Origin of the sequence: Streptomyces sp. 4N509B (assembly GCF_052245655.1) — a bacterium.
Lineage (GTDB): Bacteria > Actinomycetota > Actinomycetes > Streptomycetales > Streptomycetaceae > Streptomyces.
On sequence record NZ_JBQQBZ010000009.1, the window covers coordinates 1 to 12,965 of the forward strand.

Sequence of the window (12,965 nt, forward strand, 5' to 3'; positions counted from 1 at the left end):
CACCGCCGAGGACGTGATCGAGCTCAAGCAGATCAGCAACGTCTCGATCATCGGCGTCGGGAGTGGGGCCACGTTCGACCAGATCGGCATCCACATCCGCGAGGCCAGCAACATCATCATCCAGAACGTGACGATCAGGAACGTCAAGAAGTCCGGCTCGCCCACCTCCAACGGCGGCGACGCCATCGGCATGGAGAGCGGCGTCCGCAACGTCTGGGTCGACCACACCACCCTGGAGGCCTCGGGCGGCGAGTCGGAGGGCTACGACGGCCTCTTCGACATGAAGAACAACACCCAGTACGTGACGCTGTCCTACAGCATCCTGCGCAACTCCGGACGCGGCGGCCTCATCGGCTCCAGCGAGAGCGACACCTCCAACGGCTACGTCACCTACCACCACAACCTGTACCAGAACATCGACTCCCGCACGCCCCTGCTGCGCGGCGGCGTCGGCCACTTCTACAACAACCACTACGTCGACATCCACGAGTCGGGCATCAACTCCCGGGCCGGGGCGCGCGCCAGGATCGACAACAACTACTTCCAGGACGCCAAGGACGTCATCGGCACCTTCTACACCGACCAGGCCGGATACTGGCAGGTCAACGGCAACGTCTTCGACAACGTGACCTGGTCCGAGCCCGGCGACGACGCCAACCCCGCGGGACCCAACCCGCAGTCCAACACCAGCGTCAGCATTCCGTACTCCTACACCCTCGACGCCGCGAACTGCGTGCCGAGCGTGGTGAGCCAGACGGCCGGCGCCAACAAGGGCCTGCGGGTGTCGGACGGCAGCTGCACGCCGCAGAACCCCGACCCGACCGACCCGCCGGACCCGGACCCCACGGACCCGCCGGACCCGGACCCGACCGACCCGCCGGACCCGACCGACCCGCCCAGCGGCACCAACCTCAGCCTCGGTGCCGGCTCCGACGGCAGCAGCAAGGCCGACGGCACGAGCTACGGCAACGTCCGCGACGGTGACATGAGCACCTACTGGTCGCCCACGGGCTCCACCGGCTCCATCTCGATCAAGTGGGGCTCCGCCACCACGATCTCCGCGATCAACATCCGCGAGGCGGCGGGCTCCGAGGGGACCATCGGCTCCTGGCGCGTCGTCAACCACGGCACGGGCGCCGTCCTGGCCTCCGGCAGCGGCGCGGGCGTCATCAACTTCTCGCCCGTCTCCCTGACGAAGGTCACCTTCCAGATCACCAGTGCGTCCGGCACGCCGAGGGTCGCCGAGTTCGAGACCTACGCGAGCTAGCGGACAGCCGCACGAGCGCCACCGGCGGCGGCGCGGCCGAACGGCACCGTCAGCGTCGCCGAGGACCGCCTCTGTCCGAGGGCCGTCGACCCCACGGCCCTCGGACAGACCTGCCTCGGCCGGTGCGCGCCGCCGTGCGGGCATCGCCGCGACAGCGCGGGTCGGTCGGGCGGCGTGGAGACTCGGACGTACGCGGTGTCGCCGGGTGTGTTGAGGCTGTCGCCCCGGTGGCCGTAGGGTGTGCCGCGTCAGCCACCGTCGCTCACGACGGTGGTCCGTTGGGAGTCCGGCTCCCGGGTGGGTGGGCATGCTCGAAAGGCGTGTCCCCATGCAGGGCTATGTCGGCGTCCTGAGGATTCCCGGCCTACGCGTCCCCTTGCTCGCCACGGTGATCGGCGCGCTCCCCCTGGGCCTGCTGGGCCTGAGCCTGTTGCTGTACACGCACGAGCGGACCGGCTCGCTCGCCCTCGGCGGTGGAGCGGCGGCTTCGTTCGGCCTGGGAAACGCCGTCGGCCTGAGCGTGCAGGGCCGGCTGATCGACCGCCACGGACAGGCGAGGGTCATCGCCGTCGCGGGTCTGGCCTGCGCGGCCTGGGGCGTCTTCCTGGTGACCGCGACGCCGCTGGTGGCCTGGCGGGGTTTCGCCGTGGTGGCCAGCGCCGGGATGGGAGCGAGCGTTCCCGCGACGACCGGCAGCATGAGGGTTCTGCTGGCCGAACTGGTCCGGGACGTCGGGGCCAGGACGGCCGGGTACGCGCTGCTGGCGGTGCTGTTCCAGTTGGCGGTGCTGACCGGGCCGTTGATGACGTCGCTGCTGCTGGTGGCGGCCGGCCCGGGAGAGGCCGTGCTGGTGGGCGGGTTCCTGGCCTGCGGCGCGGCGTTGCTCTTCTCCAGAGCGGAGGCTTCCCGGTCGTGGCGACCGCTGCGTGTCCGTGTCGGCCGGGAGGGCGCCCGTGGGGCCACCGGCCTCGCCGTCCTGCTGGTGGTCATGGGAGGCGCGGGTGTGTCGGCCGGTGTGGTGGCCGTCGCCGTGCCGGCCGCCGCCCTCTCGCTGGGCAGCGCCGCGGACGGCGGCGTGCTCGTCGCGACGTCCTCGGCGGGTGAGATCGTCGCGGGCCTCGTCTTCGGGGCGGTCTCGTGGCGATGGTCCCACGCTCGGCTGATGCTCGCGGCTCTGGCGGGTTCGGCGGTGGCGCTCGGGCTGGCGGCATGGGCGGCGAACAGTCTCGCGCTGCTGTTTCCCGCGCTGTTCCTGGTCGGTGTGTGCGGTGCACCGTCGGCGATCGCCTCCTCGGCGCTGCTGGACACGCTGGCCCCCCGGTCCGCGCTCACCAGGGCCTACACCCTGATGGTCAGTGTCTGGCTGCTGGGCGGCGCGGTGGGCAACGCCGTGGGCGGGGTCGCGGCGGAGGGCATCGGACACCGGCCGACGCTCGCCCTCGGAGCCTGCTGGCTCGTCGCCGTTCTCGTCGCGGGAACACTGCTTCGGCGTGTCCTCGCTTCCGGTCCCGAGACAGGGAGGCGGCCCTGAGCCGGAGGTGTCGGGCCGTGCGGGGCAGCCGTGCGGTCGATCGCGCGTCAGTCGGCCGACGGACGCCAGCCCTCGGCGACGACGCGGGACGCGTCGCCGGGGCGTTCGCTGGCGAACAGCAGCCGGTCCCCGGCGTACACGCGCAGAGCGTCCACGTAGACGCCCCGCCCCTGGTAGTCGGCGTCGGTCGTGTAGGTGAACCGCAGGCGCGTCGTGCCGGCGGGCAGCTCGGGGACGGTGGCGTGGAGCCACCGGCGGCCGGCGTAGCCGTGGAAGGTGCCGGGGGACTCCCACCGGTGTTCCCCGGCGTGGCTGCCGCCGGTGCGCAGCTCGAACGGGACCGGCCGCCAGCCGCCGCCCTCGTCGGTGGAGGCTTCGAGGACGCCCACGTCGTACTCGGCCTCGGTGTCGTACCAGAGGCGGAAGGTGGCACGCGTTCCGGTCGCGGCCAAAGACGGCCCGAGGGGGACGGTGAGGCGGGCGGTGGCCGCGTCGGCCTGCCCCGCGTACCACGCCGTGCGGCCCACGGCCGGACGCACCGGCACGGCGCGCGCGAGCGCGCGGGACGGCCGACGGCGGTAGACGCTGTCGGTGCCGCGCTGCCGCGTCGGGTGCACGCGGTTGGTCAGGAGCACCAGGACGACGCGCGAGACCGGGTCCACGGTGACGGAGGTGCCGGTGTAGCCGGTGTGACCCGCCGTCACGGGGGAGCAGAGGGCGTCCATGTAGGAGCGTTGGTTCACCTGCCAGCCCAGCCCGCGTGGGGAGGCGCCGATGTCGGCGTTGTGGTCGGTGAGGACCTCCCTCACGGTCTCCTCCGTAAGGAGGCGGGTGCCGGCGTACTGGCCGCCGTCGCACAGCGTCTGGGCGAAGACCGCCATGTCGGAGGTGGTCGAGAAGATCCCGGCGTGGCCGGCGACGCCGCCGAGGGCCCACGCGTTCTCGTCGTGGACGCCGCCGCGGACCATGCCGCGGCCGGTCCACGGCTGGTACTCGGTGGCGGCGACGCGGGGCAGCAGTTCGGGCGGCGGGTTGAAGAGGGTGTCGCGCATGCCGAGGGGGCCGGTGACGCGGTCGGCGACGAGGGCGTCGAGCGGCCGGCCGGTGACGCGTTCGAGGAGGACGCCGAGGGTGATGAGGCCCAGGTCGGAGTACTCGTAGCCGCTGCCGGGCTCGCGGGCCAGCGGCGCGGCGTAGACGGCGGCGAGGCGGGCGGCGTTGTCGGGCAGGGAGGGGTCGTGGAGGTTGAGCCACGACGGCAGGCCCGAGCGGTGGATCAGGAGCTGCCGCACCGTGACGGCCGCCTTGGCCGGGTCGGTGGCGGCGAACTCCGGCAGGTACGCCACGACGGGTTCGTCGAGGGAGAGGACGCCCTGCTCGTGGAGTTGGACGGCGACGGTGGCGGTGAACAGCTTCGTCACCGACGCCATGTCGAAGACGGTGTCCGTCGTCGCCTCCACCCACTCCTCGGGCGGCAGCTCGACGGCGGTCGACGTCTCCTCGTCCCAGGAGGCGTAGCGCACGGCGTGGCCGCGCGCCTCGTGGGCGACGATCACGCCGTCCCGCACCGCGACCAGCGCGAACCCCGACAGGTGCGGGAAGGCGGCGACCTCGTCGGCGATCCGCGCGACGTGTCCGGGCAGGAGCCCCGCCTCCCCGGGGGAGCCCACGCGCAACGGGCGGGAGCGGGCCGGGAAGCGGATGTCGCGCGGGGTGACCGTCGGCGGACCCGAGGCCGCCGCGGCGCCGCCACGGCCCAGGGCGGAGCCGGCGACCGCGGGAGAGGCGGCGCTCAGGGTGACGGCGAGGCCGGCCACGCCCGGCAGGCCGTGGAGGAAACGGCGGCGTCTGATCGGCTTCATCGTCTGCTGTCCCTGCCCTCTCAGCGGTGGACTCTCGGCTCTCGGCGGTCGGCTCTCGGCGGTGGACTCAGCGGTAGAGGAGGTAGCGGCCGCGGAGGCGACGGAAGGCCGCGAGCTCGTCCCGCCAGATCGCCGGCAGCTCGTCGGCGTCCGCGCCCGCCTCCACGGCCAGCCTGACCCGCCGGTCCCCGCTGAGCTTGTCCAGCCAGTACCCGGTGGCCTCGCCGTCCTGCGAGCGCCACCGGTGCTCGGGGAAGAGCCGCCACTGCTCGGTGATCATGGTGAACGCGGTGCGGATCGGGTCGAACGCCTCGGGGTCGGTGACCTGGGCCTCCACCCCGCCACAGGTCCGACCCTGCCACTTGGAGAAGGTGGGAGCGAAGTACGCCTCGCGGAAACGGACGCCGGGCAGGCCGCGGTCGTTCAACGCCTCCTGCCACCCGTGGTCGATGCCGGGCGCGCCCAGCAGCTGGAACGGCTGCGTGGTGCCGCGCCCCTCCGACAGGGCGGTGGCCTCGAACAGGCAGGTGCCGACGTACAGCTCGGCGGTGCGCGGCGTCGGCATGTTGGGGGAGGGCGCCACCCAGGGCAGGCCGGTGTCGGTGAAGCGCTGCTCGCGCCGCCAGCCGGCCATGCGCTCGACGTGCAGCTCCGCCCGCGGGCCGCCGGTGGCCTCCGGCACGAAGACGTCGTTGAACAGGCCCGCCAGTTCGCCGACGGTCATGCCGTGCTGCTGGGCGATGGGCTTCAGGCCGACGAAGCTGGCGTTCTCCGGGTGCAGCACGGGACCGTACGCGTCGCGCCCGGAGAGCGGGTTGGGACGGTCGAGGACGACGAACCGCAGGCCGAGGCGGGCGGCGGCCTCCAGCGCCAGGTACATCGTCCAGATGTAGGTGTAGAAGCGGGCGCCCACGTCCTGGATGTCGAAGACGACGGTGTCCAGGCCGAGGGTGGCGAAGTGCTCCTCCATGGCCGTGGCGTCGTTGTAGGCGTTGTAGACGGGCAGCCCGGTCCTGGGGTCGGTGAAGAAGTCCTCGCCCTCGCCGGCCTGGGAGGTGCCGCGGAAGCCGTGCTCCGGGCCGAAGACGGCGTGCAGGTCGACGCGCCCGTCGTCGGCCATGACGTCGACGACGTGGGTGAGGTCGCGGTCGATGCCGGTGGGGTTGGAGACGACGCCGACGCGCTGACCGGCCAGGCTGGCGTAGCCGCTGTCGCGCAGCGTCTCGAAGCCGGTGCGGACGCGGCGGCCTCCGCCGCCCTCGGCGGTGCGCCCGGCGGTGCGGGCGGTGGCGGGTGCGGCGGAGGAGGCCGCGGCGAGCGGGGCGAGGGCGGCGGCGGTGGTCGTGGTGAGGAGTCGTCTGCGGCGCATCGTCCTGGGGTCCGTTCCGTGTCGTCGCGGGGCTGCCGCGTGCGGGTGTGCGGGAGGGGGTCGAGGGGTTCAGTAGCCGAGGCCGTGGCCGATGGGGTGGAGCGGGCGCGTGGGGTCGTCGGCCGTCGGGACCATGACGGGCAGCGTGCCCGTCGGCTCGCTCTCGCCCAGCAGCACCCGGGTCGCGGCCTCCAGCGCGACCGGGACGGACGAGTAGGTGGCCAGGTGGGTGGTGGCGTCGGGGTAGTGGGCGATGTCGTAGGGCACGTCGGTGGCGATGGTGACGACGGGTCTCCCGGCGTCGAGCAGGGCGTTGACGAGCGCCGCCTGCCCGGCGCGCGAGCGGGTGCCCGCCGTGGTGACGACGACGGTGTCGGCGTCGCGGGCCTCGGCGAGCACGGCGTCGATCGCCGCCGCGTCGGGGTCGGTCCCGGCGTGACGGGCGGTGACCGTCAGGCCGTCGCGGGCCCGCAGACGGTCCGCGAGGGTCTCGGTGGTGGCCCGGCTCGGTCCGGTCCCGGCGACCAGGAGGCGCTGGCCCTCGGGGGCGAGGGGCAGCAGGCCGTCGTCGTTGCGGACGAGGGTGGTGGTGTGGTCGGTGAGGCGCTGCGCCGCCTGTCGGTGCTCGGCGCTGCCGACGGTGTCGGCGACCTGCTCGGGGTCGGCGTAGGGGTTCTCGACGATGCCCTGCTGGTGCTTGAGGGTCAGGACGCGGCGGACGGAGGCGTCGATCCGCCGCTCCGTCAGCTCGCCGCTGGCGACGGCGTCGAGCACCGCGTGGTACGCGAGGTCGAGGTCGGGTGGCATGAGCAGCAGGTCGACGCCGGCCTTCAGGGCGCGGACGGGGACCTCGGCGTCGGGGTAGGTCTCCCGGACGCCGTCCATGCTGAGGGAGTCGGTGATCACCACGCCGTCGTAGCCGAGTTCCTCGCGCAGCAGGCCGGTGAGGATCGGCTCGGAGAGGGTGGCGGGGTCGCCGGAGGGGTCGAGCGCGGGGAACTGGAGGTGGCCGGTCATGACGGCGCCGACGCCGGCCTCGACGGCGGCGCGGAAGGGCGGCGCGTCGAGCGCGCGCCACTCGGCGAGGCTGTGGTCGATCACGGGCAGGCCGGTGTGGCTGTCGACGTCGGTGTCGCCGTGGCCGGGGAAGTGCTTGACGCTGGCGACGACGCCACCGTCGCCGCCGTCGCCCTCGCGCTGGTAGCCCTCGACCTGGGCGGCGGTCAGCGCCGCCGCCAGGGCGGGGTCGCCGGAGAAGGAGCGGACGCCGATCACGGGGTTGGCGGGGTTCACGTTCACGTCGGCGACGGGGGCGTGGTTCATGGTGATGCCCACGGCCCGCAGCTCCTGGCCGGCGACGCGGGCGGCCTCCCGGGCGTCGGCCTCCTGCCCGGAGGCGCCCAGCGCCATGCTGCCGGGGAGGAGCGTCGCGGGCTCGCCGAGGCGCACGATGGAGCCGTGCTCCTGGTCGGTGGTGATCAGCAGGGGCACCCCGGGGGACTGGGCGAGGGAGGCGCGTTGCAGGCCGTTGGAGAGGCCGGCCACCTGGGCGGGGTCGGCGAGGTTGTCCGACCAGGTGAAGTAGATGACCCCGCCGAGGTGGTACCGCTCCACGGCCTGCTGACCGTTGTCCACGCCGAGCCGCTCCTGGTTGGCGGCGACGTCCTCGGGGCGGGTGGTGTCGGCGGTCTCGCCGTTGACGTAGGTGACGAAGAGCTGGCCGACCTTCTCCTCCAGCGTCATCCCCGCCAGTGTCTCGGCGACCCAGTCCCGGCGCTCGCCGGCGGAGCCGTCCGTGGCGGAGGGGCCGCCGGGACCGTCGCCGGTGCCGGCGTCGGGGCCGCCGCCCGGGTCGGCGGTGGTGACGGCGGCGGGGCCGGGGGAGCGGGAGGAGCCCGGGGCGTCGTCGGCGCCCGTGGCCCCGCCGCCGGAGCAGGCGGTCAGCGCGAGCCCGGCGAGGCCGGCGAGCACCGCGAGGCGGCGGCGCGCGGCGTGCGCTGCCTGGGTGACGCGGGAGGCACGGGCGACACGGGCGGAGCGGCTGGTGGGAGCGGTGTGGTGGGCGTGGGGCATCGCGCACTCCTGTGGGGGTGAGCGGAGCAGGAGAACCGTCGCTCCCAGCAGGGTGGCGTAAATCTCCGCCGAATCAAGGGTGTTGCGGCGGGAAGTTTCCTTCAGCGCGAGGCGGCCGGGCCGCGGGGGCCGGGCCTCGGCGGCTCAGGCGTGGTGGCCGGCGGCCGTCCCGGGGGCCGGCTCGGGCTCGGGGTGCGGCTCGGGCGGCGGGACGGGCACGTCGGGCCCCGGCTCGGGGCGCGGCGGCGGACCGCCGGGTCCCGGCGGCCCCGGCGTCGGCGGGGGCGTCGGCTCGGGCGGCACCGGCGGCACCGGGTCGGGCCTCGGCGGCGGTGGCCTGTGCGGGGTCGGGTCGGTCACGGGCGGCGGGTGCCCCCGGGACCTCGCCGTAAACCCGGTGAACGCCGACGGGCGGGGCGGCGCCGGGCGCGCCGGTCAGCCGGGCCGTCGCGCCACGACGAGGCGGCAGCGGGGACTGCCGTCGGGGCGGGTGCCCAGCGAGGACAGCGGCCGGGTCTCCACGGCGAACCCGACGCCCGTGAGGTCCTCCAGCACGTCCGCCAGGCCGAAGGTGCGGTAGTACATGACGAAACGGGGCCGCCACACCGCGTTACGCACCCGCATCGCGGCGTCGAACCCCCAGCTCAGCCAGTACCAGCGCGAGCCGACCCGGGGCGGCGCGACGATCGGGAACGCGAAGACGCCGCCGGGGCGCAGCGCCGCGTGGGTCTGGGAGAAGAGCGCGGGCCGCTGGCGCGGCAGGAAGTGCCCGAAGGCGCCGAAGGAGGTGACGACGTCGAAGGCGCGGGAGAACGGCATGGCCAGCGCGTCGGCCCGCACCCAGTCGACGGCCGGCTCGGGCGCGCGGTCCGTGCCCGCGGCGCCGGGTGGTCTCGCCGCGTGGGCGGCCCGCGCCTGGGCGAGCATGCCGGCGCTGAAGTCGAGGCCGACGACGCGCCGCTCGCACACCCGCCGCAGCACGGGGATGCCGGCGCCCGTGCCGCAGCACAGGTCGAGGCCGGTCTGAAACGGGCCCAGCGCCGGCAACGCGTCCGCGACCGCGTCCAGCACGGCGTCCGGGGTGCGGAACGGCGTGTGGTCGAACGACGGCGCGAGCAGGTCGTAGCCGCGCTCCACGGAGGAGAGGGCCTGGACGGTGAGCTCGCGCAGGGTCGGACCCTGGGGTGTGAACATCCCCGTCACAGTACCGCCCGCCCGCGGGTCGCCCGGCCCACCAGCCCACGGCCGACGACGCCGTCGCCTCGGTGCTCACCGGTCAGTAGGCGGTCAGGCCGTGCCCCAGGCGGTACAGCGGCCGCGCGGGGTCGTCGGCGGTCGGGATCGTGACGGGCAGCCGGCCGCGCGGCTCGTTCTCGCCGAAGACGACGCGCGCGGCGGCCTCCAGCGCGACGGGCACGGCGGAGTAGGTGGCCAGGTGGGTGGTGGCGTCGGGGTAGTCGGCGATGTCGTAGGGCACGTCCGTGGCGATGGTGACGACGGGCTTCCCCGTGGCGAGGAGGTCGTTGACGAGCTGCGCCTGGTCGGGGTCGTCGCGGGTGCCGCTGCTGGTCACCAGCACCACGTCGTGGTTCTGGGCCTCGGCCACCGCCTCCGCGGGGCTCGTGGTGGCGGCCGGGCGGCTGGTCACCGTCACGTCCCGGGTGCCGACGCGGTCCGCCAGGGTCTCGACGGTCGCGCGGTCGGAGCCGGTGACGAGGACGCGCTGGCCGTCGGCGCGCAGGGGCAGCACGTCGTCGTCGTTGCGGACGAGGGTGGTGGTGTGGTCGGTGAGGCGCTGCGCGGCCCGTTGGTTGTCGGGGTCGCCGACGACGTCGGTGTCCGGCCCTCCCGTGACGGCGTCGAGGTCGGTGAAACCCTGCTGGTGCTTGAGGGTCAGGACACGGCGCACGGAGGCGTCGATCCGCCGCTCCGTCAGCTCGCCGCTGGCGACGGCGTCGAGGACGGCGTCGTAGGCGAGGCCGAGGTCGGGTGGCATGAGCAGCAGGTCGACGCCGGCCTTCAGGGCGCGGACGGGCACCTCGGCGTCGGGGTAGGTCTCCCGGACGCCCTCCATGATCAGGGAGTCGGTGATCACCACGCCGTCGTAGCCGAGTTCCTCGCGCAGCAGGCCCGTGACGATGGGGCGGGAGAGGGTCGCCGGGTCGCCCGAGGGGTCGAACGCGGGGAAGCGCAGGTGGCCGACCATGACGGCGCCGACCCCGGCCTCGATGGCGGCGCGGAAGGGCGGCGCGTCGATCCGTTCCCACTCCTCGACGCTGTGGGAGACCGTCGGCAGGCCGGTGTGGCTGTCGACGTCGGTGTCGCCGTGGCCGGGGAAGTGCTTGACGCTGGCGGCGACGCTGCCGTCGCCGTTGCGCTGGTAGCCCTCGACCTGGGCGGCGGTGAGGCGGGCGGCGAGGGTGGGGTCGCTGGAGAAGGAGCGGACGCCGATGACGGGGTTGGCGGGGTTCACGTTCACGTCGGCGTCGGGGGCGTGGTTCATGGTGACGCCGACGGCCCGCAGCTCCTGGCCGGCGACGCGGGCGGCCTCCCGGGCGTCCGCCGGCTCGCGCGAGGCGCCCAACGCCATGCCCCCCGGCAGGCGGGTGACGGGCTCGCGGAACTGCGTGACGATGCCGTGCTCCTGGTCGATGCTGACCAGCAGCGGCACCTGCGAGCCCCGGGCGAGCGCGGCCCGCTGGAGGTCCTCCGACAGCCGCGCCACCTGGTCGGGGTCGGCGAGGTTGTCCGCCCACTCGAAGTAGATGACGCCCCCGAGGTGGTACCGCTCGACGGCCTGCTGGCCGTTGTCCACGCCCAGGTACTCCTGGTTGGCCGAGACGTCCTCCGGACGGGCGGTGTCGGCGGTCTGCCCGTGGACGTAGGTGACGAAGAGCTGGCCGACCTTCTCCTTCAGCGTCATCTCCGCCAGGCGGTCCTCGGCCCACTCCGCGCTGGCCTCGGTGTCGCCGGTGCCTCCCACGCCGCCGTTGCCGCCGGCTCCGCCGCCGCCGTCGCTGGCCCCGCCGCCGCAGGCGGTGCCCAGCAGCAGCCAGGCGACGGCGGCCAGGACCGTGACCAGCACGGCGGGGGAGCGACGGGAACGGTGCCGCGCCGCGTGCCCCGCGCGCGCCGGCTGCACCCGGTGCACCGGCTGCACCCGGTGAACCGCCTGCACCGCCTGAACCGCCTGAACCATCGCGCACTCCTCGGCTCGGGCCAGCGAACGCCCCTCCCAGCAGGGTGAGCCAGATCGCCGCCCGCGGCGAGTCAGGACGCCCGCGCCTCAGACGCGGGCGAGCAGCGCGGCGTGCGCCGCCCGGGGGTCGTCGGCGTAGCACCGCAGGACGCGGGCGCGGGCGGGGCGGCCGAGGGGACGGCGGAAGGTGACCGGCTCGGTGAGCTCGATCGTGAGGTTCGTCAGGCCGCCGACCGGCAGGTCGAGCGTGCCGCCGTCCCCGTCGCCCTCGTCGACGCCCACCAGCCCGCCGACCTCGGGGGAGCGTTGCTCCAACCGGGCGGCGGCTACGTGCCCGGCGGGCACCCGGATGTCGAGGAGCGCGCCGTAGCGGACGCGGAGCGAGCCGTCGCCGCCCACGACGTGGGGGCGGTTCGCGCAGGAGGCGTGGAGGCAGACGATGAAGAGGATGCCCCACACGTCGACGACCAGCACGATCGCGTGCACCAGCGGCCAGGGGATGAGGAACGCCAGCGCCACCGTCTCCACGATCGAGACCATGAGGAAGAGTGAGACGGCGAAGACCTGGCCGGAGGCGTAGGCGGCCGGCACGTCGCCGGCGGCGGCGTTCACGCCGTGGGGCGGGCGGCGGGTCAGCCACCGCAGCAGGCTCAGGTAGAGGGCAACCTCGTGGCGGGCCAGGCGGACCGTGGCCCGCGCCAGGCGCCAGGTGCGGCTCGGGGACTCCGGGAGGCTGCTTCGGGGCGTCATCGGGCCCGCCCGCGCAGCAGCTCGATGGACTGCCGGATGGCCTCGGCCTGGGCGGGGGCGAAGTCGGCGAAGAACGCCCTGGCGAAGCCGCTGTCCGGCCACTCCGCCGCCGCGCCCTCGCCCTCGTTCTCGCTGTCGCCGTCCTCGGCGTCCGCCATGCCCCGGACCAACTCCTCCGGGGTCGCGTCGGCGATGGCGCGCGCGACCTCCGCGACGCGGGGGTCGTCGGTCGGTGCGGTGGCGAGGTCGTCGAGCCGGGCGTAGATCTCGTAGGCGTGGCGCATTCCCTCCGGCCCGGCGTCGGCCGCCGCCAGCAGGCCCTTCAGCCACTCGTCCGAGGCGCCGGACGTGGCGGAGGAGCTCTCCAGCAGGGCGAGCAGCTCCCGTTCCTTCGCGGCCATCGCCGGCTCGGGGCCGGGCAGGCCCGCCGCGGTGTCGGCCATCTCGTGGAAGAACGCGGCCAGCTCGGGCGAGACCGGGCCCTCGGCCGGCAGCCCGCCGCGCTCCTTCGCCTGGGTCAGCAGCTCGGCCAGGCGGGCGCGGCGGGCGCGGATGGCGTCCTCCTGCCGGGCCAGGTCGGCGTCGAGTTCGGTGAGGACCTCGACGAGGTCCAGGCCGGCGTCGTGGGCCGTGACGTCCCGGATCTCGTCGAGGCTGAGTCCGAGCTCGGTGAGGCGGCGGACGCGGGTCAGGGTGACGGCGTCACGCAGGCCGTAGACGCGGTACCCGTTGGCGAGGCGGGCGGGCTCGGGGAGGAGGCCGATGCGGTGGTAGTGCCGCACGGTGCGGGTGCTGACGCCGACGAGGGCGGCGAGTTCTCCGATGCGCATGCGTTCAGTAGAAACGTTGACGTCGCGACAAGGTCAAGTCGAGGTAAAACCGTCCTCGGCCCGAAATACCCCTGGGGGGTATGA

General features: G+C 74.6%; 10 protein-coding genes. 2 read left to right on the forward strand and 8 right to left on the reverse strand.

Going from position 1 to position 12,965, the window contains the following annotated elements:
- Together ACTWP5_RS11535 and ACTWP5_RS11540 are read left to right on the forward strand one after the other, a co-directional pair.
- A partial coding sequence (locus tag ACTWP5_RS11535; protein ID WP_443220761.1) for a pectate lyase family protein occupies window positions 1-1,267 on the forward strand: 1,267 nt, incomplete at its 5' end.
- 328 nt (window positions 1,268-1,595) lie between these two features.
- Window positions 1,596-2,798: an MFS transporter gene (locus ACTWP5_RS11540; RefSeq protein ID WP_443220762.1), complete on the forward strand. Its 1,203-nt coding sequence runs from the start codon at window positions 1,596-1,598 to the stop codon at window positions 2,796-2,798.
- Between the two features lie 47 nt (window positions 2,799-2,845).
- Here ACTWP5_RS11540 and ACTWP5_RS11545 read toward each other — a convergent pair whose 3' ends face one another.
- The 8 genes from ACTWP5_RS11545 to ACTWP5_RS11580 all read right to left on the reverse strand — a co-directional run bounded on the left by ACTWP5_RS11545 (window position 2,846) and on the right by ACTWP5_RS11580 (window position 12,881).
- The gene (locus ACTWP5_RS11545) at window positions 2,846-4,660 is read right to left on the reverse strand and encodes a serine hydrolase (protein WP_443220763.1); all 1,815 of its coding nucleotides are present in this window, start codon (window positions 4,658-4,660) and stop codon (window positions 2,846-2,848) included.
- Between the two features lie 67 nt (window positions 4,661-4,727).
- Window positions 4,728-6,029: an exo-beta-N-acetylmuramidase NamZ family protein gene (locus ACTWP5_RS11550; protein ID WP_443220764.1), complete on the reverse strand. Its 1,302-nt coding sequence runs from the start codon at window positions 6,027-6,029 to the stop codon at window positions 4,728-4,730.
- Between the two features lie 69 nt (window positions 6,030-6,098).
- Complete coding sequence (locus ACTWP5_RS11555; protein ID WP_443220765.1) at window positions 6,099-8,102, reverse strand: glycoside hydrolase family 3 protein; 2,004 nt, start codon at window positions 8,100-8,102, stop codon at window positions 6,099-6,101.
- A 144-nt stretch (window positions 8,103-8,246) separates the two neighbouring features.
- Window positions 8,247-8,462 carry a hypothetical protein gene (locus tag ACTWP5_RS11560; protein WP_443220766.1) on the reverse strand — a complete coding sequence of 72 codons (216 nt, stop codon included), beginning with the start codon at window positions 8,460-8,462 and terminating at the stop codon, window positions 8,247-8,249.
- Window positions 8,463-8,537: 75 nt separating this feature from the next.
- Window positions 8,538-9,296: a class I SAM-dependent methyltransferase gene (locus ACTWP5_RS11565; RefSeq protein WP_443220767.1), complete on the reverse strand. Its 759-nt coding sequence runs from the start codon at window positions 9,294-9,296 to the stop codon at window positions 8,538-8,540.
- Window positions 9,297-9,378: 82 nt separating this feature from the next.
- Window positions 9,379-11,301, reverse strand: a complete 1,923-nt coding sequence (locus tag ACTWP5_RS11570) for a glycoside hydrolase family 3 protein (RefSeq protein WP_443220768.1) — start codon at window positions 11,299-11,301, stop codon at window positions 9,379-9,381.
- An 87-nt stretch (window positions 11,302-11,388) separates the two neighbouring features.
- Entirely contained in the window at window positions 11,389-12,051 is a 663-nt protein-coding gene (locus ACTWP5_RS11575; protein WP_443220769.1) for a hypothetical protein, read from the reverse strand.
- The gene (locus ACTWP5_RS11580; RefSeq protein WP_443220770.1) at window positions 12,048-12,881 is read right to left on the reverse strand and encodes a MerR family transcriptional regulator; all 834 of its coding nucleotides are present in this window, start codon (window positions 12,879-12,881) and stop codon (window positions 12,048-12,050) included. Before ACTWP5_RS11580 ends, ACTWP5_RS11575 begins: the two co-directional genes overlap by 4 nt.
- Window positions 12,882-12,965 lie beyond the last annotated feature (84 nt).